The 24,524-nt window shown below is 61.7% G+C and carries 23 protein-coding genes; 21 read left to right on the top strand and 2 right to left on the bottom strand.

Annotated elements, in window-relative coordinates; translation table 11 throughout:
- Window positions 1-128 precede the first annotated feature (128 nt).
- The 9 genes from tgt (at window position 129) to FAZ21_RS00595 (ending at window position 8,502) form a co-directional block, all read left to right on the top strand.
- Window positions 129-1,256 carry a tRNA guanosine(34) transglycosylase Tgt gene (tgt, locus tag FAZ21_RS00635; RefSeq protein ID WP_211243327.1) on the top strand — a complete coding sequence of 376 codons (1,128 nt, stop codon included), beginning with the start codon at window positions 129-131 and terminating at the stop codon, window positions 1,254-1,256.
- Between the two features lie 168 nt (window positions 1,257-1,424).
- Window positions 1,425-1,754, top strand: a complete 330-nt coding sequence (gene yajC / locus FAZ21_RS00630) for a preprotein translocase subunit YajC (RefSeq protein WP_136771341.1) — start codon at window positions 1,425-1,427, stop codon at window positions 1,752-1,754.
- A gap of 45 nt (window positions 1,755-1,799) precedes the next feature.
- Window positions 1,800-3,665, top strand: coding sequence for a protein translocase subunit SecD (gene secD, locus FAZ21_RS00625; protein WP_136771340.1), 1,866 nt, complete (start codon window positions 1,800-1,802; stop codon window positions 3,663-3,665).
- Window positions 3,666-3,678: 13 nt separating this feature from the next.
- Entirely contained in the window at window positions 3,679-4,614 is a 936-nt protein-coding gene (secF, locus tag FAZ21_RS00620) for a protein translocase subunit SecF (RefSeq protein WP_136771339.1), read from the top strand.
- A 142-nt stretch (window positions 4,615-4,756) separates the two neighbouring features.
- Window positions 4,757-5,398 carry a DedA family protein gene (locus tag FAZ21_RS00615; protein WP_136771338.1) on the top strand — a complete coding sequence of 214 codons (642 nt, stop codon included), beginning with the start codon at window positions 4,757-4,759 and terminating at the stop codon, window positions 5,396-5,398.
- A 17-nt stretch (window positions 5,399-5,415) separates the two neighbouring features.
- Window positions 5,416-6,318 carry a malonyl-ACP O-methyltransferase BioC gene (gene bioC / locus FAZ21_RS00610; protein WP_136771337.1) on the top strand — a complete coding sequence of 301 codons (903 nt, stop codon included), beginning with the start codon at window positions 5,416-5,418 and terminating at the stop codon, window positions 6,316-6,318.
- Window positions 6,315-6,992 (top strand): dethiobiotin synthase, encoded by a 678-nt coding sequence (gene bioD, locus FAZ21_RS00605; protein WP_136771336.1) that lies wholly within the window; start codon window positions 6,315-6,317, stop codon window positions 6,990-6,992. The genes bioC and bioD overlap by 4 nt, the downstream gene beginning before the upstream one ends.
- A 164-nt stretch (window positions 6,993-7,156) precedes the next feature.
- Window positions 7,157-7,723 carry an SCO family protein gene (locus tag FAZ21_RS00600; RefSeq protein WP_136771335.1) on the top strand — a complete coding sequence of 189 codons (567 nt, stop codon included), beginning with the start codon at window positions 7,157-7,159 and terminating at the stop codon, window positions 7,721-7,723.
- Between the two features lie 17 nt (window positions 7,724-7,740).
- Window positions 7,741-8,502 (top strand): flagellar brake protein, encoded by a 762-nt coding sequence (locus tag FAZ21_RS00595; protein WP_169307192.1) that lies wholly within the window; start codon window positions 7,741-7,743, stop codon window positions 8,500-8,502.
- 64 nt (window positions 8,503-8,566) lie between these two features.
- On the opposite strand, the gene adhP is transcribed toward FAZ21_RS00595, so the two are convergent.
- Both adhP and FAZ21_RS00585 read right to left on the bottom strand, forming a co-directional pair.
- Complete coding sequence (gene adhP, locus FAZ21_RS00590) at window positions 8,567-9,589, bottom strand: alcohol dehydrogenase AdhP (protein ID WP_136771333.1); 1,023 nt, start codon at window positions 9,587-9,589, stop codon at window positions 8,567-8,569.
- A gap of 126 nt (window positions 9,590-9,715) precedes the next feature.
- Window positions 9,716-10,639 (bottom strand): NAD-dependent epimerase/dehydratase family protein, encoded by a 924-nt coding sequence (locus tag FAZ21_RS00585; RefSeq protein WP_136771332.1) that lies wholly within the window; start codon window positions 10,637-10,639, stop codon window positions 9,716-9,718.
- Between the two features lie 18 nt (window positions 10,640-10,657).
- Here FAZ21_RS00585 and FAZ21_RS00580 point away from each other — a divergent pair, with 18 nt between their 5' ends.
- The 12 genes from FAZ21_RS00580 (at window position 10,658) to FAZ21_RS00525 (ending at window position 24,408) form a co-directional block, all read left to right on the top strand.
- On the top strand, window positions 10,658-11,686 hold the full coding sequence (locus FAZ21_RS00580; protein ID WP_136771331.1) for a CDP-6-deoxy-delta-3,4-glucoseen reductase: 1,029 nt from the start codon (window positions 10,658-10,660) through the stop codon (window positions 11,684-11,686).
- Between the two features lie 154 nt (window positions 11,687-11,840).
- A complete protein-coding gene (locus FAZ21_RS00575) occupies window positions 11,841-12,545 on the top strand; it encodes a response regulator transcription factor (protein WP_136771330.1) in 705 nt (234 codons plus the stop codon).
- Window positions 12,542-13,792, top strand: coding sequence for a sensor histidine kinase (locus FAZ21_RS00570; RefSeq protein WP_136771329.1), 1,251 nt, complete (start codon window positions 12,542-12,544; stop codon window positions 13,790-13,792). Before FAZ21_RS00575 ends, FAZ21_RS00570 begins: the two co-directional genes overlap by 4 nt.
- Before the next feature lie 114 nt (window positions 13,793-13,906).
- Entirely contained in the window at window positions 13,907-15,547 is a 1,641-nt protein-coding gene (locus FAZ21_RS00565; RefSeq protein ID WP_136771328.1) for a phosphoethanolamine transferase, read from the top strand.
- Window positions 15,544-16,281, top strand: coding sequence for a phosphatase PAP2 family protein (locus FAZ21_RS00560; RefSeq protein WP_136771327.1), 738 nt, complete (start codon window positions 15,544-15,546; stop codon window positions 16,279-16,281). Before FAZ21_RS00565 ends, FAZ21_RS00560 begins: the two co-directional genes overlap by 4 nt.
- Before the next feature lie 290 nt (window positions 16,282-16,571).
- Window positions 16,572-17,453 carry a glucosamine kinase nucleotide-binding domain-containing protein gene (locus FAZ21_RS00555; RefSeq protein ID WP_136771326.1) on the top strand — a complete coding sequence of 294 codons (882 nt, stop codon included), beginning with the start codon at window positions 16,572-16,574 and terminating at the stop codon, window positions 17,451-17,453.
- 25 nt (window positions 17,454-17,478) lie between these two features.
- Window positions 17,479-18,219: a GntR family transcriptional regulator gene (locus FAZ21_RS00550; RefSeq protein WP_136771325.1), complete on the top strand. Its 741-nt coding sequence runs from the start codon at window positions 17,479-17,481 to the stop codon at window positions 18,217-18,219.
- Window positions 18,220-18,722: 503 nt separating this feature from the next.
- On the top strand, window positions 18,723-19,973 hold the full coding sequence (locus tag FAZ21_RS00545) for an ABC transporter substrate-binding protein (RefSeq protein ID WP_246038447.1): 1,251 nt from the start codon (window positions 18,723-18,725) through the stop codon (window positions 19,971-19,973).
- 177 nt (window positions 19,974-20,150) lie between these two features.
- Window positions 20,151-21,398, top strand: coding sequence for an ABC transporter substrate-binding protein (locus FAZ21_RS00540; RefSeq protein ID WP_136771324.1), 1,248 nt, complete (start codon window positions 20,151-20,153; stop codon window positions 21,396-21,398).
- A gap of 106 nt (window positions 21,399-21,504) precedes the next feature.
- On the top strand, window positions 21,505-22,368 hold the full coding sequence (locus tag FAZ21_RS00535) for a carbohydrate ABC transporter permease (RefSeq protein ID WP_169307191.1): 864 nt from the start codon (window positions 21,505-21,507) through the stop codon (window positions 22,366-22,368).
- 21 nt (window positions 22,369-22,389) lie between these two features.
- Window positions 22,390-23,259: a carbohydrate ABC transporter permease gene (locus tag FAZ21_RS00530; RefSeq protein ID WP_246038446.1), complete on the top strand. Its 870-nt coding sequence runs from the start codon at window positions 22,390-22,392 to the stop codon at window positions 23,257-23,259.
- Window positions 23,260-23,304: 45 nt separating this feature from the next.
- The gene (locus FAZ21_RS00525) at window positions 23,305-24,408 is read left to right on the top strand and encodes an ABC transporter ATP-binding protein (protein ID WP_136771323.1); all 1,104 of its coding nucleotides are present in this window, start codon (window positions 23,305-23,307) and stop codon (window positions 24,406-24,408) included.
- Window positions 24,409-24,524: the final 116 nt, after the last annotated feature.

Genomic DNA, 24,524 nt, shown 5'->3' with positions numbered 1-24,524 from the left:
TCGGTTTTGAAAGGGCTTTCCAATGTAAAGTCCAGATGAATTGGGGCAAGTGCCAGGCGCGCCAGCGGCGGTCTGGCAGGTTTGAATGGCGCCGGAATGTCTATCCGGTAGCGACATGGAGTACTGAAATGATCGAAAACGGTTTGCAGTTCATGCTGCGCAAGACTTCGGGTGGCGCACGGCGCGGCACCCTGCAACTGAACCATGGCGTGGTGGAAACCCCCGTGTTCATGCCGGTCGGCACCTATGGCACGGTCAAGGCGATGACGCCACGCGACCTGGGCGATATCGGCGCGCAGATCGTGCTGGGCAATACCTTTCATTTATGGCTGCGGCCCGGGCTGGATGTGATCGGCGAATTCGGCGGGCTGCATCGCTTCATGGGTTGGGATAAGCCCATCCTCACCGATTCGGGGGGGTTCCAGGTATTCAGCCTGGGCGACCTGCGCAAGATTTCGGAAGAGGGCGTCAAGTTCCAGAGCCCGGTCAATGGCGACAAGCTGTTCCTCACGCCCGAGGAATCGATGCGTATCCAGACCGTGCTCAATTCCGACATCGTGATGATCTTCGACGAATGCACGCCGTATCCGGCCGACCTGCGGCAGGCCGCCGATTCGATGCGCATGAGCCTGCGCTGGGCGCGTCGTTCCAAGGACGAGTTCACCGCGCGACAGAATCCGAATGCGCTGTTCGGCATTGTCCAGGGGGGCATGCACGAAACGCTGCGCGACGAATCGCTGGCGGGGCTGGACGATATCGGTTTCCACGGCATGGCCATCGGTGGCTTGTCGGTGGGCGAACCCAAGGAGGATTTCGCCCGCATCCTGGCGCATACCGCGCCGCGCCTGCCGGTGAACAAACCGCGTTACCTGATGGGCGTCGGTACGCCCGAGGACCTGGTGTTCGGCGTTTCGCAGGGGATCGACATGTTCGATTGCGTGATGCCCACCCGTAATGCGCGCAACGGCATGCTGTTCACGCGCTACGGCGACGTTCGCATCAAGAACGCGCGCTACCGCGCCGATACGCGCCCGCTGGACGAGTCGTGCGATTGCTATACCTGCCGTCATTTCAGCCGTGCTTACCTGCACCACCTGTTCCGCAGCGGTGAGATTCTCAGTTCGCAGCTCAACACCATCCATAACCTCCACTACTACCAGGTGGTGATGCGCGAAATGCGCGCCGCCATCGACGCCGACGACTTCGCCGGACACGTGGCGCGCTTCCATGCCGACCGCGCGCGCGGGGTGGATTGACGATGGACAGCCGCTTTCGGGATACGGACGGTTTTCATGCCGCTGTCCTGAGTCGGCAGGAACCTTCTGCGGGCTCGACGGTCGCTGCTTGCGGGTTGGATTTCGCTCAGTGTGCGGGCTAGAATGTCCCGCTTTGTTTCGACAGATGTCTAATTAAAGGTACTCCTAATGTTCATCGCCCCCGCCTACGCCGCTCCGGCCGCCGCGCCCTCCGCCCTGGAAAGCCTGACGTCTTTCCTGCCGATGATCGTGATCTTCGTGCTGTTCTGGTTCCTGTTGATCCGTCCGCAGCAAAAGCGCGCCAAGGAACAGGCCGCGATGCTGAAGGCATTGCAGAAGGGCGACGAAGTGATCACCAGCGGCGGCCTGCTCGGCAAGATCGCCAAGGCCGGCGATCTGTACCTGACGCTGGAAGTGGCCGAGGGCATGGAAATCGTCGTGCAGCGCTCCGCTGTCGCCCAACGCCTGGAAAAAGGCACCATCAAGAACAACAAGTAAAGAAATGAAGGCGGCTTTGCCGCCTTTGTTTCGTGGACCGCCGCCATGAACCGCTATTCGTTGTGGAAATACCTGCTGATCGCCGCCTCGCTGATCGCAGCCCTGCTCTACGCCCTGCCCAATCTGTATGGCGAAAGCCCCGCAGTCCAGATTTCCGGCGCGCACTCCACCGCCAAGGTGGATGCCAATGCCCGCAAGCTGGCACTCGATACCCTGAACGCCGCCGGCATCCAGCCCGACGGTGTGTTCCCCGAAGCCAACACCCTCAAGGTGCGCTTCAAGGATGCCGAATCCCAGCTCAAGGCCAAGGATCTGATCCAGAGTGCGCTGGGTGAGGATTACATCGTCGCGCTGAACCTGCTGCCGCAGACCCCGGGGTGGCTGGCCGCCATCGGCGGCAAGCCGATGTTCCTCGGCCTGGACCTGCGCGGTGGCGTGCACTTCCTGCTGGAAGTGGACATGAAGGCCGCCGTCGACAAGCAGTTGGAAAAGGTGGCGGGCGATATCCGCCGCGAGTTGAAGGAACGCAAGGTCCGCTATGGCCGCGTGTCGCGCGATCGCGACAGCGTCACCGTGCAGTTGCGCGACGAGGCAACGCTGACCGCCGCCGCCGGCGCGATCCAGCGCATCCTGCCCGACCTGAGCATCCAGCAGTTCAACAAGGAAGGCGATTACCGCGTGGTGGTGAGCTTCACCCCCGCCGCGCAGACCAAGCTGAAGAACGACGCTGTCGCACAGAACATCACTACGTTGCACAACCGGGTGAACGAACTGGGCGTGGCCGAGCCGATCATCCAGCAGCAGGGCGAAGGCCGCATCGTGGTGCAGTTGCCGGGCGTGCAGGATACCGCCAAGGCCAAGGATATCCTGGGCCGCACCGCCACGCTGGAAGTACGCATGGCCGACGACGACCAGGCGCGCATCCAGGCCGCGCTGTCGGGCGATGTGCCGGCGGGTTACGAACTGGTGCCGATGGCGGGCGTGCGCGCCGGCATGACCCAGTCCGTCCTGCTGAAGAAGGAAGTGGAACTTACCGGTGACAACATCACCAAGGCCGAGCCGTCCTACGACCAGAACAACAACCCGGTGATCAGCATGGGGCTGGATTCCACCGGAGCCGCGATCTTCCGCACGCTCACTGCCGAGAACATCGGCAAGAGCATGGCGATCGTGCTGGTGGAGAAGGGCAAGGGTCAGGTCATCACCGCGCCGCGCATCAACGCGCAACTGGGTGGCAGCTTCGTCATCGAAGGCGGTGGCATGACGGTGCAGGAAGCCAACGACATCTCGCTGCTGGTGCGCGCCGGTTCGCTGGCCGCGCCGATGAATATCGTCGAGGAACGTACCATCGGCCCGTCGCTGGGCAAGGAAAACATCGAGAAGGGCTTCCACTCCACGCTCTACGGCTTTATCGCGATCTCGATCTTCATGATGCTGTACTACCGCCTGTTCGGTGTGGTGTCCACGCTGGCGCTGGGCGCCAACCTGTTGTTCCTGGTGGCGCTGTTGTCGGCGATCGGCATTACGCTGACGCTGCCGGGTATCGCGGCCATTGCGCTGGCGCTGGGCATGGCCATCGACTCGAACGTGCTGGTGAACGAGCGGATACGCGAGGAGCTGCGCTACGGCATGTCGCCGCAGGCGGCGATCCAGAACGGCTACGGGCACGCCTGGGCCACCATCCTGGATTCGAATATCACCACCCTGATCGCCGGTATCGCGTTGTTCATCTTCGGTTCGGGCGCGGTGCGCGGTTTTGCCGTGGTGCACTGCCTGGGGATTCTCACGTCGATGTACAGCGCGGTGTTCGTCTCGCGCGGCATCGTCAACCTGATCTACGGTTACCGCCGTCGCCTGAGTCGCCTGTCGATCGGCCAGGTGTGGGTGCCGCAGCAAGAAAAGCAAGCTTAAGGGGCGCCTGAAGATGGAATTCTTCCGCATCAAGCACGACATCCCGTTCATGAGCTATGGCAAGCTCACCACGGCGATTTCGTTGATCACGTTCATCATTGCCGTGTTCTTCCTGGCCTACAAAGGCTTGAACTTCGGCGTCGAGTTCACCGGTGGCACGGTTATCGAGCTGCGTTACCAGCAGCCGGCCGATCTCAACCAGGTTCGTTCGGCGGTCGATCAACTGAAGTACGGCGAATCGCAGATCCAGGCGCTGGGCACCACCCGCGACGTGATGGTTCGCCTGCCTAACATCAAGGCCAAGACCAGCGCGCAGTTGTCCAACGAAGTGATGACGGTGGTGAAGCAGCAGCGCCCGGATGTGGAGCTGCGCAAGGTGGAGTTCATCGGCCCGTCGGTGGGCGAGGAACTGGTCACCCATGGCCTGACCGCGCTGTTCCTGGTCTGCCTGGGCATCATCGCCTATCTGGCGATCCGCTTTGAATGGCGCTTCGCCGTATCGGCCGTGATCGCCAACATGCACGACGTGGTGATCATCCTGGGCTGCTTTGCGTTCTTCCAGTGGGAGTTCACCCTGACCGTGCTGGCCGGTGTGCTGGCGGTGCTGGGCTATTCGGTGAACGAATCGGTCGTGGTGTTCGACCGGATTCGCGAAAACTTCCGCAAGCCCAACATGCGCGGCAAGACGGTGCCGTCGATCATCGACAACGCCATCACCGCCACCATGAGCCGGACCATCATCACCCACGGCTCCACCGAAGCGATGGTGCTGTCAATGCTGCTGCTGGGTGGCCCCGCGTTGCATGGCTTCGCCATGGCGCTGACCATCGGCATCGTGTTCGGCATCTATTCGTCGGTGCTGGTGGCGTCGCCGCTGCTGCTGATGTTCGGCGTGACGCGCGAGAACATGATCAAGCCGGTGACGGTGAAGGAAGAAGCGGTCGTCTGAACTGCTACGGCGTTCGATGGTCCACAGGGCGAATCGCCCCAGAGAACCGGCGGCATCGTCCGCCGGTCTTTGTTTGTCACGAGGCGTCACGCAGCCGCGTTACGCTACATTCTTTCGATCCTGAACTTCGGCCCGGTACATCATGGAATTCAACCTCATCGATCTGTTCCTGCACCTCGATACCTATTTGCGCGCGTTCGTCGAGCAATATGGTTCCCTGACCTACGCGGTGCTGTTCCTCGTCATCTTTTGTGAAACCGGGTTGGTGGTGACGCCGGTGCTGCCGGGCGATTCGCTGTTGTTCGTGGCCGGCATGCTGGCGGGTGGCGGCCTGCTGAACGTGCATCTGCTGGCGCTGCTGCTGTTCGTGGCGGCGGTGGCGGGCGACGCGCTCAACTACACCATCGGGCGCTATTTCGGACACAAGCTGTTTGCCAATCCCGATTCCAAGATCTTCCGCCGCGATTACCTGGACAAGACCCACGCCTTTTACGAAAGGCATGGCGGCAAGACCATTGTCCTGGCGCGCTTCGTGCCCATCGTGCGCACCTTTGCGCCGTTCGTGGCCGGCATGGCGGAAATGAGCTATCGCAGCTTTCTTTCCTACAACGTGATCGGCGCCGCTGTCTGGGTCGGTTCGCTGACCTACGCCGGTTACTTCCTGGGCGGTGTCACCTTCATCCAGAAGAACCTGACCGCCATCATTCTGGCCATCGTGTTCCTGTCGATCCTGCCCGCCATCGTTGAATTCGCGCGTCACAAGTTTCGTGGCGTCGCAGCCTGAGTAACCGCTCCAGCCTCATGTCCGAATCGTTCTATACCGACAAGCGCGCCGTGAAGCGCGCGTTCGAGCGCGCCGCCTCGTCCTATGACGCGGCGGCCGTGCTGCAACGCGAAGTGGCCGACCGCATGGCGGAGCGCCTCGACTACATCAAGCTGGTGCCGGCGCGTATCCTCGATGCCGGCAGCGGCACCGGCTACGCCAGCCCCATGCTGCGGGCACGCTATCCCGAAGCCCAGCTGATCGAGCTGGACCTCGCGCCCGCGATGCTGGCGCTGTCGCGCGACAAGGGAACCGGGCGCGGCGTACGCAAGTGGCTGAACCTGTTTGAGCGGCATCGTGCGGTGCATGTCTGTGGCGATATCGAGCATCTGCCGCTGGCAAGCGAATCGGTCGATCTGGTGTGGTCCAACCTGGCGCTGCAATGGTGCAACACACCGGACGCTGCGCTGGCCGAGTGCCAGCGTGTGTTGCGCCCGGGTGGCTTGATGATGTTCTCCACGCTGGGCCCGGACACGCTGAAGGAGTTGCGCGCGGCATTCGAAGGCGTGGATGGCCATAGCCATGTCAACCGCTTCATCGATATGCACGATATCGGCGATGCGCTGGTGCATTCCGGGTTCTCCACGCCGGTGATGGACATGGAGCTGATCACCATGACCTATCCCGACGCGCGCAGTGTGATGCGCGACCTGAAGGCCATCGGTGCGCACAATGTCACTGAAGGCCGCCCGGCCGGGATGATGGGCAAGTCGGCATGGCGCAAGGTCGTGGCGCAGTACGAGCGCTTCCGCCATGCGGGAGAACTGCCCTGTACCTATGAAGTGGTCTATGGCCATGCCTGGAAGCCGGATTCGCGCCCTGGGGCGCGCCTGCCGGATGGCAGCCAGGTGATCGAGTTCCGCCGCCGGCCCGGCGCATGAGCCGCGTCTACTTCGTCACCGGTACCGATACCGATGTCGGCAAGACGGTGGCCACCTGCCAGTTGCTGCGTGCCTTTGCCGATCAGGGCCTGCGCGCGGCGGCGATGAAGCCCGTGGCATCCGGCTGCGTATTACGAGACGGCGCGTTGTGGCATGGTGATGTCGCGGCGCACGCGCAGGCCGCCAACGTGGCCGCCCCGTCGGCGCTGACCAATCCCTACCGTTTTCTGCCTGCGATCTCCCCGCATCTGGCTGCGCGTGAAGCCGGCGTCGGGATCGACCTGGATCACCTGGTCGCCTGCGCACGACAGTTGGGCGAGATGAGCGATGTCCTGCTGGTGGAAGGAGCGGGCGGCTGGTATGCCCCGCTCGGCGAGGACAGTGCCATGGCCGACTTGGCCATGGCACTCGGTGCGCCGGTGCTCCTGGTGGTCGGCATGCGGCTGGGGTGCCTGAACCATGCCCGCCTGAGCGCGGAAGCAATTGCCCGCTCCGGCCTGCCGCTGGCTGGTTGGCTGGCCAATCGCATCGACCCGGCCATGGCGTCCTATGCCGATAATCTGGCCACGCTCGAATGCGTGCTGGGCACGCCGCCGCTGGCGGAAATCGCCCATTCATCGGCGGCGGAAAGGGGCAGTCTGCCTGCATCGGCCGTGATAACCTTGCGCCCCTGAGGCCGCTGGCGACCTGTCTGTTCAGTGCAATATCGTTGGCGGGATTCTCGCGCCATCGGCCGGCAATGTACTGCATGGCGGCATCGAATGGCGGCCATGCTTGCAGCCCGATGGCGGGAACGTCACACTGCCAGACAACTTTTTTCGATTACCCAGGTTTTCACATGATCCGTCGCTTGCTTTGCCTGGTGGCGCTGTTGCTGCTGAGCGCGTGTTCCCGCCCGGTTTTCCAGGGCAGCGATCTGACCGGCGCCTCATTCGGTGGCGATTTTCAGCTGGTGGATCATACCGGCAAGGCCAGGCTACTCTCCGACTACAAGGGTAAGGTGGTGGCGCTGTTCTTCGGGTACACCCATTGCCCCGACGTTTGTCCCACCACCATGGCTGAATTGTCCGCAGCAATGAAGCAATTGGGTAATAAAGCGGGAGAGGTGCAGGTTCTGTTCGTCTCGGTCGACCCGGAACGCGATACGCCGCAATTGCTGGGGCAGTATGTGCCGGCTTTCGACAAGCGCTTCGTTGGCCTGACAGGAACGGTGGACCAAGTCAGCGCCGTGGCGCAGCAATATAAGGTGATTTACCAACGTCAGAATGTGGCTGACGGCTACACGGTGGATCATACTGCCGGCACCTATCTGATCGATCGGAAAGGCCGCTTGCGCGTCCTGGAAAACTACGGCGCCGGCCCCGATGCGTTTGCCCACGACCTGGCGTTGTTGATCGAGGAATGATTGCGCTGCCCGCTGCCATGACCGAACCCGAACTCTCCGCACTGCACCAGATTTCCGACAACGAGGAAGTTGGCCGCTACCGCCTTGCCAACCCGCTGGAGGTGGGCGCGGTGCTGCGGCAATTGCACAACCGTGCCGACTTCATGACGGTGCATTTCGCCCACGGCAAGCAATTGCTGTTGACGCGCATTCTGATGGTGGATGTCCCGTCGCGGATGTTCTGCTTCGACTGGGGCGGCCAGGATGCGTTGAACCGCGCCCTGCTGGCGTCGGACCGCAATATCTGCGTCGCGGCTCCAGACGGTGTGAAGGTGCAATTCGTGATCGGGCGTCCGCGCGAAGCGCGCATCGATGGCCAGCCCGCGTTCATTTCCTCGTTCCCTGAAGACCTGATCAAATTGCAGCGGCGCGAGTATTTCCGCATCGAGACGCCGCTGGCCAATCCATTCCTCTGCCGGATGACGGCGCCCAACGGCCGCGCGCTGAGCCTGCAATTGCATGATCTGTCGCTGGGCGGCATCGGGTTGTGGGCCTCGCCCGCCGAGGCGCGTCAACTGGAGCGTGGCACGCGGCTGGAGGATACGGTGATCGAACTGGGGGCGGCCGGAACTGTCCAGGTGGATCTGGAAATCTGCTCGCATCGCCCTATGTTGTCGCGCAGCGGTGAAGAGCGCTTCCATCTCGGTTGCCGCTTCCTCAATCTGACCCGTTCCGCCGAAGCTGGCGTACAGCGTCTGATGGCGCAACTGGAACGCGAGCGCAAGGCGCTGACGGGTTGAGCGGCGGCTGCCCTCGCAAAAAAAGGCCGCCTTCGGGGCGGCCTTTTCGTTGGGGAGCGATGGGTCAGAATTCCAGCACCACGCGGCCCAGCAGTTCGCCTTTTTCCATGCGCGCGAACACATCGTTGACGTCGGCGAGCCTGGCCCGGGTGTAATGCGCCTTCACCTTGCCGGCGGCGGCGAACTCCAGGGCCTCCTGCAAGTCCTGGCGGGTACCGACGATGGAGCCGCGGATCGTCTTGCGGCTGAGCACCACATCGAAGATGGGCGTCTTGAAATCACCGGGCGGCAGGCCGACCAGCGCCATCGTGCCGCCACGACGCAGCAGTGCGATCCCCTGGTCGAAGGCGGCGGGCGAGACGGCAGTGACCAGGACGCCATGGACACCACCGATATCGCGCTGGACTTCGGCGGCGACATCGCCCTTGGTGTAGTCATAGGCCCGGTCTGCGCCCAACTCCCTGGCCAGTGCCAGCTTGTCGTCCCCGCGATCCACCGCCACCACGTTGAAGCCCATTGCCTTGGCGTACTGCACTGCGACGTGTCCGAGGCCGCCCACGCCCGAGATTGCTACCCATTGGCCAGGACGTGCGTCGGTTTCCTTCAAGCCCTTATAGGTAGTGACACCCGCGCACAGGATCGGCGCGGCGTCGAACGGGTCGAGCCCTGGTGGGATGATGCCGACATAGTCGGCGGCTGCCAGGCTGTATTGCGAAAAGCCGCCATTTACCGAGTAGCCGGTGTTGTTCTGCTGGGTGCAGAGCGTTTCCCAGCCGGTGATGCAGTAGGTGCAATGACCGCAGGCGTCGTGCAGCCAGGGAACGCCCACCCGGTCGCCGACCTTGATGCGGGTGACGCCGGGGCCGACCTTGACGACTTCGCCCACGGCCTCATGGCCGGGAATGAATGGTGGAGAGGGCTTGACCGGCCAGTCGCCATGCGCGGCATGCAGGTCGGTATGGCAGACGCCGCAGGCGATGTTCTTGATCAGGATCTGGCCGGGGCCGGGATCGGGAATTTCGACCTGGGAGATGTCGAGCGGTTTGGTGAATTCGCGAACGACCGCTGCTTGGGAAAGCGTGGACATTGAGGAACCTCCTGGTGGGATCAGGGCCGCGGCCGTGCGATACGGCGGGGCGACCCAAACAAGACGCGCCCTGATCCTTGTGGGGCCAGAACGCGGTTCCCTACAGTCTAGAAGGTAACCGACGTTTTACCCGTTTGACATCGCGTGCTGGGCAAACAGTGTCAAGACGGACGGATAGGCCAGCCGCAGGCCCAGCTCGTGTTTGAGGCGGCTGTTGTCCAGGCGCCGCGATTCATCCAGGTACGACAACATGGCCGGGGTCAGCCGGGCACGTGCTTCGGCGCGGGTGACGCGCGGCGGATGCGGCAGGGCGTGGTGGTCGGCAACCAGGTCGAACCAGTCGCCCATCTTCAGCGGCAGGTCGTCGTTGACGTGATAGCAGCGTAGCGGGGCGCCACGAAACAACGCGGCGCAGACGGCGCGCGCCAGATCGTCGGCATGGATGTGGTTGCTGTAGCTGTCGTCGCCGGATTCGACGCAGACATCGCCGCGCGCGACGCGCGCCAGCGGCAGGCGATCCGCCGCATAGATGCCCGGCACGCGCAGCAATGCCAGTCGTACGTGTTGCCGGCGGGCCCAGGCGCGCAGGGTGCGCTCCGCATCGGCGCGACGGCGCGCGCGGTCGCTGCCGGGCCGGAGCGGACGGGTTTCCGTCACCCGATCCCCACCGCAATCGCCATAGACCCCGCTGGTCCCGATATAGACGGCCCGCCTGGGGCGCTGTGCTAAACTCGGCCGCTCCGTACGACGCGCCAGGGCTGTCACCAGGTTCCTGCTGCGCGGGTCGCGCGCCCCCGACGCAGGTGGCGGCGCGCCGTGGACGATCAGGTCGGCCAGCCCGGCCAATCGTCGCAGCGTCGGTGGATGATCGAGGTCGGCACAGACCGGCACGACACCCATGGCCCGCAACCGCGCCGCAGCTTCCGGTGAACGCGCGGTGGCCAATACACGAAAACGTCGCAGCAGCCAGGGCAGGGCGCGCGTCAATACATCGCCACAGCCGACGATCAACAGGCGCTGCGGTCGTTTGAACCCGGATACTTTCTGCATCGAATCAGTCTTGCGCGAATGACCAAGCAACTTACCATCCAGCCTTCGGGCCAGCAAATCACCGTCGAAGACGACGAAACCCTTCTCGCCGCCGCGTTGCGTGCCGGTTTCAACATGCCGTATGGCTGCAAGAACGGCGCTTGCGGTGCCTGCAAGGGCCAGGTGTTGTCCGGCGAGGTGGTGCACGCGGACCATGCCGAGTCGGCCTTGTCGCATACCGAGATGGAGCGGGGCGTCGCCTTGTTCTGTTGCGCGCGGCCGGTGGGCGACGTGACCATCGAATGCAAGGAAATCTCGGCGACCAAGGATATCCGCATCAAGACGCTGCCCTGTCGCGTCGAGGCGATCGACAAGGTGTCGCACGACGTGGCAGTGCTGAAGCTGAAGCTGCCGACCACCGAGCGTTTGCAGTTCCTGGCTGGCCAGTACGTGGACATTCATACCAAGGGCGGCAAGAAGCGCAGCTTCTCCATCGCCAACGCGCCCTACGAGGACGACCATATCCAGTTGCACATCCGCCACGTGCCCAATGGCGAGTTTTCCGACTATGTGTGGAACGAGATGAAGGAGAAGGAAATTTTCCGCTTCACTGGTCCACTGGGGTCGTTCTTCCTGCGCGAAGACAGCGACAAGCCGATCCTGTTCATCGCCACCGGCACCGGCTTCGCGCCGATCAAGGGCATGTTGCAGGCGGCGTTCCAGAAAGGAATCCAGCGCGAGATGGTGCTCTATTGGGGCGCACGCACGCTGGCCGATCTGTACATGCCGGAGCTGCCCAGCCAGTGGCAACAGGAGCATCCCAACTTCACCTTCATCCCGGTGCTGTCGGAACCGCGCCCCGAGGACCGGTGGCAAGGCCGGACCGGCTTTGTGCATGAGGTCGTGCTGGAGGACTTCGGCAGCCTGTCCGGCTTCCAGGTCTATGCCTGCGGTGCACCGGTCATGGTGGAAGCCGCTTACAAGCACTTCGTCGCACGCAAGCTGCCACAGGACGAGTTCTTCTCGGACGCTTTCTTCACTACCAAGGACCTGGTGACGAAAGTCTGAGCGCGCTGCATCATTGCCTGTCGCGCGGCCGCTTGTGTTCGCACCGGCCCTGACGATTCGACGCGCTTTCCGGCCCGGATGGTCGATCCGGGCGGCGATGCTGCGCGAGCCCGATTCATCCACCGATCACCGACCCGCCCGGGACAGGCACAGCATGCGCATCCTGATCGTTGAAGACGACGCGGAAATCGCGGGCAATCTCTACGACTATCTGGTCGCGCGGGGCCATCAGGTCGATGCCGCGCCGAACGGGCTGGTTGGCCTGCATCTGGCGAGCAGCCATCCGTTCGATGCGATGGTGCTGGACCTGGGGCTGCCCGGCATGGACGGTTTGTCGCTGGCCCAGCGGCTGCGCCGCGATGCGCATTCGCCGCTGCCGATCCTGATGCTGACCGCCCGCGATACGCTGGACGACAAGGTGGCGGGGTTCGATGCCGGGGCCGACGATTACCTCGTCAAGCCGTTTGCACTCAGGGAAGTGGAAATGCGGCTGCGGGCGCTGGTGAAACGCGCCCAGGGACGCGTGGTCGACCAGACCCTGCAGGTCGGCGCGCTGGAATACGACGCGCTGAGCGGCGAGGTGCGCTGGCAGGGGCGCGAGCTGGCATTGCCCCCCAAGAGCCTGCGCCTGCTGGCCATCCTGATGGCGCAACCGGGACGCCTGTTGTCGCGTGCCGAGCTTGAGGCCGCCGTGTGGGGCGAGGAGCAGGAGCGTAGCGACGCCTTGCGCACACAGATCGCCCAGTTGCGGCGGGCCCTGACGCTGCCGGATGGCCGCTGTCCATTGCTGACGATCCACGGGCGCGGTTACAAGTTGGTCGCGCTGGACGATCCGGCTTCCATCATGGGGGCGCCATGACGGCTTTGCCCACGTCCCCCGCCCGGCGTCGCAGCCTGCGCTGGCGGTTGGCCTGGACCTTCACGCTGCTGACCATTCTGGTGGTCATGGCTCAGGCGTTGGCATTGTTCCTCAGCAGTGAGGAGCAGGAAGAGGAACTGATCGACGAGGTGGTCAATACCGCGCTCGATGGCGTGATCGGGCCGCATGCCCGCGACGTGCCGCTGCCGTCGCACCTGTCGCTGTACCACGCGCCGCTCGGAACGTTGCCACGGGGGTTGCCCGCCGGCATGGAGACGCTGGCCCTGGGCAACCACGAATGGTTCATCGGCGGCGTCGAGTATCACGTCGGGGTGCGTGACGGCTCGGGTGAACGCTATTACCTGCTGTACGACACCCGCGAACATGAAGAGCGTCTGGAGCGCCTGCTGACAGCGCTGGTCGTTGGGGTGGCGGTGCTTTCGGCCATGGCGTTATGGCTGGGACAATGGCTGGCCGACACGCAATTGCGGCAGTTGAAGGGGCTCGCGGCACGTGTCGCCCGGGACGATGCCGCACCATTCACCGAGCCGGAGCAGGACGAGGAAGTTGCATCGCTGGCGCTGGCGCTCGATGACTATCGCGCGCGGAACGCGGCGTTGATCGCGCGCGAACGCGAATTCACCGCTAATGTCAGCCACGAACTGCGTACCCCGCTGACCCGCATCCGTACCAGCGCCGAACTCCTGGCGGAAACCACCCCGGATCGGGAACGGGCGCAGCGCATCGTGCTGGCGGTGGACGAACTGGAGCGCCGCTTGCGCGGTCTGCTGTTCCTGGCGCGCGGCAATACGCCGCTGCGCCTGGAGACTGTCGCCTTGTATCCGCTGGTGGAATCGTTGGCGGAGCAGTATCGCGATGCCTGCACCCGCCAGGGGCTGAGCCTGCTCAATCTGGTTCACCCCGAGGCCTCGGTCGAGGCGGATCCGGCGGTCCTGTCGCTGATCCTGGATAACCTGCTGAGCAACGCGGTGCGCTATGCCGGGGCGGGGCAGATCAGCATCCATACCGGCGCTGGCTGGGTGGCGGTGCGCGACACCGGCGTCGGCATTCCCGCGGACCAACTCGCACAGGTGTTCGAGCGTCACTACCGGATCAGCGATCTGCCCGACGGCTCGGGGTTGGGCCTGTCCATCGTTCGCCAGTTGGCCGAGCGTTGCGGCTGGCGCTGCGAGCTGAGCAGCGAGCCTGGGACGGGGACGGAAAGCCGTTTGGTATTTGCTGGCTGAGTGGCAAGCCGCCCCCAGGCGGGCGCACTCACAAAATGCTCACAATCACGCGCGTTTTTCCTCACGGCGCGGTCGGTAGGGTGGCAGGCGTGTACTTACCAGGCCGCCCCGCCCATGTTGTCGTTACGCGCCCATCTGCCTCGTCTGCCTGCCCTTCGCCCCGAATGGGTCACACTGGCCGTCATCGGATTTCTGCTGCTGTTCTGCAATGTGCCGTTCTGGACACGGGTGCTGACGGTACAGCCGTTCACCGCGTCGACCTGGCTGAGTTTCATCGCCGCCTTCGCCCTGCTGCTGGCGCTGTTGAACCTGGTGCTGACATTGCTGGCCTGGCCATACGTGCTGCGCCCCTTTCTGACCTTCCTGTTGCTGAGCACGGCACTCATTGCGTATTTCATGAACCAGTACGGGGTGATGATCGATGCGGGAATGGTGCGCAATGCGGTGGAAACCGATCCCGCCGAGGTGCGCGATCTCGTTACCATGAAGATGGTGTTCTACGTACTCGGGCTGGGGGTGATTCCCAGTTGGGTGCTCTGGCGGCTGCCGATCCGATGGCGCTCTCCGGGGCGCGAGTTGCTGGCCAAGCTGGTGGTGGTGGTGGTCTCGGCCGGCGTGATCCTGAGCCTGGCATTCAGCTACTACCAGACCTTTGCTTCCGTAGCGCGCAATCATCGCGACCTGCGCTTTCTGCTGACGCCCACCAACTACATCCAGGCTACTTCCAGCTATCTGAAGCGGCGTGCCAAGGCCAACCAGACCTTCACGCCCATTGGCACCGACGCTCGGCTGGGGTCGGCCTGGGCCGGCCGCCCCCGCAAATCGCTGACGGTGATCGTGGTCGGTGAAACCGCGCGCGCCGATCATTTTTCGCTCAACGGCTACACGCGCGATACCAATCCGTTGCTGGCCAGGCAGCAGGGCCTGATCAATCTGGACAATATGTGGTCATGCGGGACGGAAACGGCAGTATCGCTGCCCTGCATGTTTTCCAATCTGGGACGCGATGGTTTCGACGGGGAAAAAGCGGAAGCTCGCGGCAATCTGCTGGATGTGTTGCAGCGCGCCGGCCTGGCGGTGCAATGGCGTGATAACCAGTCGGGTTGCAAGGGCGTCTGCGCCAGGGTGCCGACAGAGGACGTGCGCGATAGCGGGATACCGACCGCATGCCCCAAGCCGGGCGAATGCCTGGATGAAGTCCTGCTGTCGGGCTTGCCGGAACGGCTGGATAAGCTGGATCGGGATACCGTGCTGGTTCTGCACATGATGGGTAGCCACGGCCCGGCCTATTACAGCCGCTCTCCCGCACGGTTCAAGACATTTCAGCCGGAGTGCACCACCAGCCAGCTCGATCAGTGTACGCAGCAGCAGATCGTCAATGGCTTCGACAACTCGCTGCGCTATACCGACTACGTGCTATCCAGCCTGATCGACCTGCTGCGCAGCAAGGCGGACCGGGTGGATGGCGCCATGATCTATCTCTCCGATCACGGTGAGTCGCTCGGAGAAAAGAATCTCTATCTGCACGGTACGCCCTACCTGTTCGCGCCCGACGCGCAGAAGCACGTGCCCGCGCTGATGTGGTTTTCCGATGGCTATCAACGCGATTTCGGCGTGAACCGGTCGTGTCTGCTGGGCCGGCGCCAGTTGCCCTATTCGCAGGACAACCTGTTCCATTCGGTGCTGGGGTTGCTGGATGTGCGGACCGAGGTTTACAACCGGCAACTGGATCTGTTCGCACCGTGCCGCGCATGATCGCCCCCATCACCGCCTGGGCGGGCGAGCGCTGGCGCGTTGGCTGCGGCTGGCCACTGCGATTCTGGATGGTGCATCTGGGCCTGCCGTTGCTGCTGGGGTTGTGGCTGTGGCTGGGCTACCCCGCCACCGGGCTGGACGACCTGATTGTCGGGGCGTATTTCGACCCGGTGGCGCGCAACTTTCCCTTGCAGAACCAGGCGCTGCTGGCCACCGGCTTACACAGCGGCACCAGGCTGGTGATGATCCTGATCGGCGTGGCGATGCTCGGTATCTGGCTTGCTTCCTTCATCGACCTGCGTTGGCGCGGGCAGCGCCGACGCGCTGGCTGGATCTTCCTGGCGATGCTGGTTTCCACCAGCGTGGTCAGCCTGCTGAAGTCACACAGCATCCACCATTGTCCCTGGGATATCGTCGACTACGGCGGGTATGCCCCCAGGTTGAGCTTGTTCGATGCGCTGCCTTCCGGCATTGCGCCCGGCCGGTGCTTCCCCGCGGGGCATGCCTCCGGTGGCTTCGCCCTGATGGCCTTCTATTTCGGCTGGCGGGATCGCTGGCCGCGCCGCGCGCGACTGGCCTTGTGGCTGGGGCTGGCCGCAGGCTGGGCGATGGGCTGGACCCAGACGATGCGCGGCGCGCATTTCCCCTCGCACACGCTTTGGGCGGCGTGGGTGGTTTGGCTGACATTGCTCGCTCTGTATTGCATCTTTCCGCCCACGGTCGGAAAGGCTTGAAAGGCAGAATATTATTAATTAATAATGATTGTGTGTGGCGTATGCTGCACTCCTTTCGATTGGGCCCCGTTATCCATACGGGGCTTTTTTTGTTGAGCTATCGCATTGACATGGGTATGCACTGCTCACTAGATTGGCATCTTGGTCAAATCCGGCAACGGATTCGATACTGAGGAACGCTGCGGCATGCAAGGAAATTGCTACATCCGCCGCCGGCAAGTGGTATGAATATCCAATTCGAGTGGTCTCATTGCGATGAGCAGCCACCCAGCAAGAAGAGGAAGTCAGGCATGAGCACAATCCAATATCTGATCGGCGTGGACGGTGGTGGTACCGGTACACGCATTTGCATCGCCGGGCTGGACGGCAAGGAACTGGTGCGGGCCGAAGGCGGCGCCTCGGCGCTGGGGCAGGGCGTCGACAAGGCCTGGACCAACATCACCTTGACCATTCGCGCCGGCTTTCAGAAATTGGGGATCGACAAACCCGATTTCGGCACCTGCATTGCCGGGTTTGGTCTTTCCGGCGTGACGGTCAAGGCCTGGGCCCAGGAGTTCGAGAACAAGAACCCGGGGTTCGCCAGCATCGTGGTGGAAACCGATGGTTTTTCCACCTTGCTCGGGGCGCACGACGGCGCCCATGGCGGCATCATCGCCATCGGCACGGGTTCCATCGGCGAGGCCTGGCTGGCTGACGGGCAACGCCTGGAAGTTGGCGGCTGGGGGTTTCCGACGTCGGACGAAGGCTCTGGTGCCTATCTCGGTCTGAAGGCGATCAACCTGGTGCAACGGGTGGTGGATGGACGCTCGCCTGAAACCGATTTCACACGTAAGCTGACCAGCGTGACCGGCAACAGCCGCGAAACGGTGTTCGAGTGGATGGCCACCATGCGGCAGGGCGAATGCGCGTCGCTGTCGCCCATCGTGGTGGAGTTCGGCGAATCCGACCCGCTGGCACGCCAGTTCCTGCTTGAAGCGGGCCGCGAAGTGGAAGTTATCGGTCAGGCCCTGCGCCGTACCGAACCCTCGTTGCCGATCGCCATCTGCGGTGGCGGGCTGTCGCAAGCGCTGCGCCCGTATATTCCGGCCGCTTTCCTGGAAAGCACCAGGCTGCCGCAGAAGGATTCGTGCGCCGGTGCGCTGATTCTGGCGTATCGCGCCCTCGCTACCTGACCCTTACCTCGCTCGGAGTGTAGCCATGCTGGCCCAGCAGAAATTGCTCGTGCTGAAACCCGATCCGGACAGTGCCACGCCGCTTTACCTGCAACTGGGCCACAAGCTGGCTGCCGCCATCAATGCCGGCTTCTGGAAGGCCGACGAGCCGCTGCCTTCCGAGCGTACCTTCTGCGATCTGCTGGGGGTATCGCGCGTGACGGCGCGCAAGGCGCTGGACTTGCTGTTCGAGCAGGGAATGATCCTGCGGCGGCAGGGGTCCGGCACCTATATCACGCCCAAGCTGGAGCAGCCGCTGGAACGGCTGACCAACCTTTCCGAAATGCTGAAGATGCGCGGCTTCACCCCGGGCTCGCGCTGGTTGAAGCGGGAAGTGGCGACGGCTTCCGGCGAAGAGTTGCTCAAGCTCAACCTTGCCCCGAACAGCCGTGTCACCCGGTTGCAGCGCGTACGCATGGCCAACGAGACAGTGATGGCGATCGAAGAGACCGCGCTGCCTTATCACCTGGTTCCCGATCCGGCCGCCATTGGCGATTCGTTGTACGACTACATGCGCAATGCAAAGCTCACTGTTGTACGCGCGATACAAAATATCGGTGCGGTAAACGCGACGCCTGAACTCGCTGCCTTGGCGGATATCCCTGCCGGGGAGGCAATGCTGCATCTGGTGCGGGTCGGATTTCTGGAAAATGGGCTTGCAGTGGAGTTGACCCATTCATGGTTTCGTAGCGATTACTACGACTTCGTTGTCGAGCTTCATAAATAACTGCTTGTTAAAGCGCTATTTTTATCGAAACAAATGCTTGAGATTTTGTAGTCGGCACAAGAAAGAAAATGGGAGTCGCTACAACTCTTTGTCATGCCTCGTAACAGGGAGATTCGAGGCGGGCAATGCCCTATCCCGGGGCGCTCCCCGGGCCATGGCAAGTGGTGTTCACCCCTACAGGCGAATTGTTGTAACCTGCGTCAGCGTCGGATTTCCCCGGACAACCGGTGGAACCTTAAGCTCGCCGGGGCAGGGGTCGGATGGTCAGAGCGGGTGTCGAGCCGGCTTTGATCGGGGGTGCGGAAGTGCTTTCGCGCCTGTGTTCAAGGGCCGATGACCGCAGAAATTCTTGGGTGTCTCGTGCGGGCTTGACATGACTTCGTCCAATTTGACATGGCATTCAGCGAATGATTAAGGTTAGTTCGCGTTTTTTACCGCCAGTGGGTTGCCTTCGGAACAGCGAAGCCAGGCCCCATACAAATAACGAAGATTCGGAGTCGAAAATGAGATTGAAGCCTACCCTCGCCGTGGCCGCCGCCGTATTCGCGATGTCTGCCGCCAACGTCCTGGCCGCAGACCCGGTCAAGGTCGAGTACTGGTCCAACAGCCTGTCGCCCAAGTTCGACAGCACCATGAAAGACATTACCGCCAAGTTCAACAAGTCCCAGACCGGCATCGAAGCGGTATGGGTCGATGTACCCTGGGACGCCTTCCAGGCCAAGGTCGTCGCAGCAGTGGCCAGCGGCTCCGTGCCGGGCCTGGTGAACCTGCCCAAGCCCTGGATGGACCAGTTTGCCCAGCAAAAGATGCTGGTGCCGATCACCAAGCAGGTTGCCGGCTTCAAGAACGTCTACACCAGCGGCGCCCTCCAGGACGTGACCTACAACGGCGAGGTCTATGGCCTGCCCTGGTACCAGGTAACCGCCGTCCTGTTCTACAACAAGAGTCTGCTGGCGAAGGCCGGTGTGAAAGAGGCGCCCAAGTCCTTTGCCGACCTGCTGAAAGCCGCCCGCCTGATCAAGGAAAAGACCGGCGTTGCGGGCTTCTCTCCCAAGCTGAACGACGGTTTCGCCGGCTGGTTCCTGTATGAAGGCCTGCCGGTGGTGCAGAACGGCAAGGCTGTATTCAACAGCCCGGCTCACGTGAAGATGGTCGAGGACTTCAAGAAGGCATACGCCGACGGCGTGTTCCCGAAGGATGCCTTCAAGATGCAGTTCGAAGATCAGATCGCCGCTTTCGGTAGCCAGAAGATCGCCATGTTCGGCGAAGGTGCCCACGCACTGAAGCGCACCCAGACCGACTCCCCCAAGGTATATGCCCAGACCGGCGTGGCCGGCTTCCCCGAAGCCAAGGGCAAGACACCGTTTGGCGGTTTCCTGTTCCTGTGGTCCGTGCCCAAGGGTTACAAAAACGTTGATGCTGCGGTCAAGCTGGGTCAGTACCTGACCAACGATGAGAACCAGCTGGCCTTTGCCAAGGCTTCGGCTACGTTCCCGTCGACGAACAAGGCACTGGATGACGCCTACTTCAAGGCCGGCGCCAACTCGAAGGACCCGATCGAACAGGCTACCGGTGTGGCCGCTGCCGCGATCAAGACGTCGCGTACGCTGACTATCTCCGGCCTGCCCGATGAGGCCGCCATGAACAAGAAAATGAACGACGAACTGGAGGCCGCGATCACTGGCCAGAAGCCGGTCAAAAAGGCGCTGGATGAGGCTGTAGCCTTCTGGAATTCCAAGTTCTCGGGCAAGTAAAAAACCTTATTGACTCTCTGCGCAGAGTCAAACTTCGCGGCGGGGGTTTTCTGGTAGACTCCCGCTGCAAAATAAGAAATCCGCATGATTTGGTAAGTTGGTAACCGAGTCAGATGTGGTGTATCGCGAGGAAGCGATTCCGAGCGTTTTTGTCGATAACTCCAAGAGGAAGACAAGATGAAGCTTAAGAAGATGTTGACCGTTGGCGCGGCAGTGTTCGGTTTTGCTGCTATGCATGCTCACGCCGATACCGAGCTCGAGTTCTGGACGATGAACCTGGCTCCGAAGTTCAACGGCTACTTCGAAAACGCTGTTTCCAAGTTCAACGCTGCCAACCCCGGCCTGAAGGCCAAGTGGGTTGACATGAACTGGGATCAGATCCAGCCGAAGCTGATTGCCTCCATCGCTGCCGGCAGCCCGCCCGCTCTGGTGAACTTCAACGTGCCCTGGGTTCACGAATTTGCCGCTCAAGGCAACATCGTCGCCCTGGACGAGTACGTTGGCGCCGCCAAGAACGTGTACTCCGTCGGTGCCCTGAAGGACGTGACCGTTAACGGCAAGATGTACGCTTTCCCGTGGTACAACTCCGTTTCGATCATTGCCTACAACAAGGACATCTTCAACAAGGCTGGCGTGAAGGCCGCTCCGAAGAACTTCGACGAGCTGGTTTCCATTGCCAAGCAAGTGAAGGCCAAGGCTGGCGTCGCTGCATTCGCACCGAAGCTGGACAACTTCGAAGGCTGGTTCTACTACGCCGGTCTGCCGATGGTGCAAAACGGCAAGGCAGTGTTCAACTCGCCGAAGCACGTTGCCTTCGTGCAGAAGTTTGCTGACCTGTACAAGGCTGGCGTGTTCCCGAAGGACGTCTTCAAGATGGCCTTTGAACAAGAAATCGCCGCGTACAACTCCGGCCGCATCGCCATGATGACGACCGCTCCGCAAGCGCTGAAGCGTACCGAAACCGACGCCAAGGCCATCTACGACAAGACCGAAGTTGCTGCGTTCCCGACCGATGCCGGTCAACGTGCATTCGGCGCTTGGCTGATGGACTTCGTTGTTCCGAAGGGCACCAAGAGCCCGGCCGATGCTGCCAAGCTGGGCCTGTTCCTGACCTCGGACGAACAGCAAGTCGCGTTCTCGAAGGCTACCGAAAGCACCTTCCCGTCGACCAAGAAGGCTAACCTCGACCCGTACTTCCAAGCCGGTGCCAAGAGCGCCGACGTGGTTGAGCGCGCTCGTGCCGTTGCCGCCAAGTCCATGGACAACGCCCGTACCCTGACGATCCCGCCGGGCGTGCTGCCGGATGGCGCTTCCATGAACAAGAAGCTGCAAGACGAAATCCAGAACGCCATCGAAGGCCGCAAGCCTGTCAAGGCTGCTCTGGACGAAGCCGCTGCTGCTTGGAACGAGAAGCTGGCGAAGTAATTACCCGGTTTGATTTGGGTAATGTAGTAAAGATGAACGGAACCGTCGGTGACGGCGGTTCCGTTTGTTCTCTAAGCAAAAGAATAAAATTCAGTCGAGTTGCGCCGTGAAAAACTCCAGCAGTTACACCGCAATAGCCTATTTGTTCCTGGCGCCAGCCTTGATTCTGATGGGTCTATTTACTTTCTGGCCAGTTGGGTATAACGCCTATCTGGCATTCAACGATTACAGCATTGCAGATGCAACCGCTACGTGGAATAACTTTGCCCACTTCAAGTATTTGTACGAAGAGGACCTGTTCCATAGCGCGTTGAAGAACTCCCTGCTCTTCCTGCTGGTCGTTCCCGTCATTCAGGTTTCCGCGCTGCTGGTGGCCAAGCTTGTCAACAACAAGCTTCCGGCAATGACCTTTTTCCGCGCAGCCTATTACATTCCCGTCATTACCGCGATTTCCATCGCCGGTGTGGTGTGGCTCAACGTTTACAAGTACGACGGTATCCTGACGTGGTTCCTGCAGTCGCTTGGTCTGATCGATGAACAGGTCAACTGGCTGGGCGAACCGAAGATCGCCATCTACATGGTCATGATCTTCACGTTCTGGAAGGGTATCGGCTACTACATGGTGCTGTATCTTGCCGGCCTGCAATCGATTCCCACCGAGGTGGAAGAGGCCGCGATTCTGGATGGCGCCAATGCCTGGCAGCGTTTCTGGAAAATCACCGTGCCGATGGTCAAGCCCACCATCCTGCTGTGCACGCTGCTTTCCACGATTGCCGCCTTGAAGTCCTTCCAGGAGGTTGTGGTGCTCACGCGTGGCCAGGCCGATACCTACACGGCTCTGTATTACGTGTATGCCCAGGCGTTCACCAACTTCAACTTCGGTCGTGCCGCGGCCGCAGGTCTGGTGGTCACCTTCTTCTGCGTGCTGCTTGCTGTACTGCAGTTCCGCTTCTTCGGTGAAAAGAAATAATTCGCTTCGGGTAACGCAGCCATGAGTAAAAAGCTAACTAAAGTGGTGGAGCTGACCGGTCAATATGCCGGCCTGATCGCCTTCGCCATCTTCACGACTTTCCCTTTCCTGTGGGCATTGTCCGTCGCCCTCTCCGAGGATCCTTCCAACATCTGGTTGTTCCCGCGCTCCTTCCTGCCGACGGATCCGGGCTGGGCCTGGTTCGTCCGGGTATTCAACGAAATCCAGTTCATGACTTACCTGAAGAACTCGGCCTGGATCTCGTTGTGTACCATCGTCGGCACGGTTTTGGTGTCGGTGCTGGCGGGATATCCCCTGGCACGACTGCGCTTCCCCGGCCGTGGCCTGATCTTTATCGCCATCATCGGTACGATGATGCTGCCGTCTGAAGTTGCCATCATCCCGAACTTCGTGACGCTGAAGCATCTGGGCGATTGGTCCACCGCGCTGCTGGGGTTCAAGCTGACCGGCCTGAACACCTATTCCGGTGTCTTCCTGCCGACCGTTGCCGGCGCATTCGGCATCTTCCTGATGAAGCAGGCCTTTGAGCAGATTCCGCAGGATCTGATCGATGCGGCGCGTGTCGATGGCGCCAAGGAACTGCAGATCCTGTGGCGTGTGATGGTGCCGGTATCGGCTCCGTCCATTGCCGCCCTGGCGATCTTTACGCTGGTGAATGCGTGGAACGAGTTTATCTGGACCGGTATCGTGATCCAGGACAAGGCCATGCTTCCGCTGTCGGTCGGTATGTTCAATGACTTGACGGGCCCCTTCGCTGTGTCGACCAGCATGGTCATGGCCGGCATCGTGCTCTCGGTTGTTCCCGTGCTGATCTTCTTCGCCCTCACCCAACGCTACTTCATCAGTGGCCTCGACGGTGCCGTGAAGTAATCCGGCTCGCGTAGACACCAGAATTCATATCAAGGAAATCGATCAATGGCTTCGGTTAAGCTCAAGAACATCAAGAAGAACTACACCAAGGACGTTACCGTCATCAAGGGCGTCAGCCTGGACATCCAGGACGGTGAGTTCGTCGTATTCGTCGGCCCGTCGGGCTGCGGCAAATCCACCATGCTGCGCATGATCGCCGGCCTGGAAGACATCACCGAAGGCGAACTGCTGATTGGCGATACGATCGCCAACGACATCCACGCGTCCAAGCGCGGTATCGCCATGGTTTTCCAGAGCTATGCGCTCTACCCGCACATGACGGTTGCGGAAAACATGGGCTTCGCGCTCAAGCTGGCCGGCATTCCCAAGGCGGAAGTCGAACAGCGCGTCAAGCATGCTGGCGAAATCCTGCAAATCACCCACTTGCTGGACCGCAAGCCGAAGGCGCTGTCCGGCGGTCAACGCCAGCGTGTCGCGATCGGTCGCGCCATCGTTCGTGAACCCAAGGTCTTCCTGTTCGACGAACCGCTGTCCAACCTGGATGCGGCGCTGCGTCTGCAGATGCGTGTCGAGCTGTCCAAGCTGCACCAGGAACTGAAGACCACCATGATCTACGTGACGCACGATCAGGTGGAAGCCATGACCCTGGCCGACCGTATCGTCGTGTTCAACGCCGGTGTGATCCAGCAACTGGGCAGCCCGCTGGAACTGTACGAAAACCCCTCGAACCTGTTCGTGGCCGGTTTCCTCGGTTCGCCCAAGATGAACCTGCTGGATGCTTCGGTCGTCAGTGGCGACGCGAAGGGTGCCACCGTGCGCCTGCCCAAGGGCATTGCAGTCAAGGCCGCGGTGGATGCGGGCCGTGCCAAGGCCAATGATCGCGTGACGCTGGGTATCCGCCCGGAGCACATCCAGTTGGCCAGCGAAGCTGATCAGAATGCCATCCCCGCACGTGTCGACCTGATCGAACACCTGGGTGACCATGTGCTTGCTTATATCGAGATCCCGGGCGTGAACGAGATCATGAGCATGAAGTTGCCGGGCCACTCCACCGATCTGAAGTACGGTGATGCGATTCGCGTGGTATTCCCGGAAGCCGAATGCATGCTGTTCGATGCCGAAGGCCTTGCCTTCAAGCGCCTGCGCTAAGTTGCGCCAGGTCGAAAAGAGCCCACCGCATGGTGGGCTTTTTTTTATTCCCATGACGCTTGGGCGATATGAGCGGAGAGGGTGGGAAAACCACAACATCCGCATAAAGGTTTCTG

Source organism: Chitiniphilus eburneus, assembly GCF_005048205.1.
Classification (GTDB): Bacteria; Pseudomonadota; Gammaproteobacteria; order Burkholderiales; family Chitinibacteraceae; genus Chitiniphilus; species Chitiniphilus eburneus.
Note: the sequence above shows the minus strand (reverse complement) of the source record. Positions and strands in the feature narration are given on the sequence as shown.

Coding starts and splice junctions, on each gene's coding strand:
- tgt (WP_211243327.1), top strand. CDS start 129: ATGATCGAAAACGGTTTGCAGTTCATGCTGCGCAAGACTTCGGGTGGC.
- yajC (WP_136771341.1), top strand. CDS start 1,425: ATGTTCATCGCCCCCGCCTACGCCGCTCCGGCCGCCGCGCCCTCCGCC.
- secD (WP_136771340.1), top strand. CDS start 1,800: ATGAACCGCTATTCGTTGTGGAAATACCTGCTGATCGCCGCCTCGCTG.
- secF (WP_136771339.1), top strand. CDS start 3,679: ATGGAATTCTTCCGCATCAAGCACGACATCCCGTTCATGAGCTATGGC.
- FAZ21_RS00615 (WP_136771338.1), top strand. CDS start 4,757: ATGGAATTCAACCTCATCGATCTGTTCCTGCACCTCGATACCTATTTG.
- bioC (WP_136771337.1), top strand. CDS start 5,416: ATGTCCGAATCGTTCTATACCGACAAGCGCGCCGTGAAGCGCGCGTTC.
- bioD (WP_136771336.1), top strand. CDS start 6,315: ATGAGCCGCGTCTACTTCGTCACCGGTACCGATACCGATGTCGGCAAG.
- FAZ21_RS00600 (WP_136771335.1), top strand. CDS start 7,157: ATGATCCGTCGCTTGCTTTGCCTGGTGGCGCTGTTGCTGCTGAGCGCG.
- FAZ21_RS00595 (WP_169307192.1), top strand. CDS start 7,741: ATGACCGAACCCGAACTCTCCGCACTGCACCAGATTTCCGACAACGAG.
- adhP (WP_136771333.1), bottom strand. CDS start 9,589: ATGTCCACGCTTTCCCAAGCAGCGGTCGTTCGCGAATTCACCAAACCG.
- FAZ21_RS00585 (WP_136771332.1), bottom strand. CDS start 10,639: ATGCAGAAAGTATCCGGGTTCAAACGACCGCAGCGCCTGTTGATCGTC.
- FAZ21_RS00580 (WP_136771331.1), top strand. CDS start 10,658: ATGACCAAGCAACTTACCATCCAGCCTTCGGGCCAGCAAATCACCGTC.
- FAZ21_RS00575 (WP_136771330.1), top strand. CDS start 11,841: ATGCGCATCCTGATCGTTGAAGACGACGCGGAAATCGCGGGCAATCTC.
- FAZ21_RS00570 (WP_136771329.1), top strand. CDS start 12,542: ATGACGGCTTTGCCCACGTCCCCCGCCCGGCGTCGCAGCCTGCGCTGG.
- FAZ21_RS00565 (WP_136771328.1), top strand. CDS start 13,907: ATGTTGTCGTTACGCGCCCATCTGCCTCGTCTGCCTGCCCTTCGCCCC.
- FAZ21_RS00560 (WP_136771327.1), top strand. CDS start 15,544: ATGATCGCCCCCATCACCGCCTGGGCGGGCGAGCGCTGGCGCGTTGGC.
- FAZ21_RS00555 (WP_136771326.1), top strand. CDS start 16,572: ATGAGCACAATCCAATATCTGATCGGCGTGGACGGTGGTGGTACCGGT.
- FAZ21_RS00550 (WP_136771325.1), top strand. CDS start 17,479: ATGCTGGCCCAGCAGAAATTGCTCGTGCTGAAACCCGATCCGGACAGT.
- FAZ21_RS00545 (WP_246038447.1), top strand. CDS start 18,723: ATGAGATTGAAGCCTACCCTCGCCGTGGCCGCCGCCGTATTCGCGATG.
- FAZ21_RS00540 (WP_136771324.1), top strand. CDS start 20,151: ATGAAGCTTAAGAAGATGTTGACCGTTGGCGCGGCAGTGTTCGGTTTT.
- FAZ21_RS00530 (WP_246038446.1), top strand. CDS start 22,390: ATGAGTAAAAAGCTAACTAAAGTGGTGGAGCTGACCGGTCAATATGCC.
- FAZ21_RS00525 (WP_136771323.1), top strand. CDS start 23,305: ATGGCTTCGGTTAAGCTCAAGAACATCAAGAAGAACTACACCAAGGAC.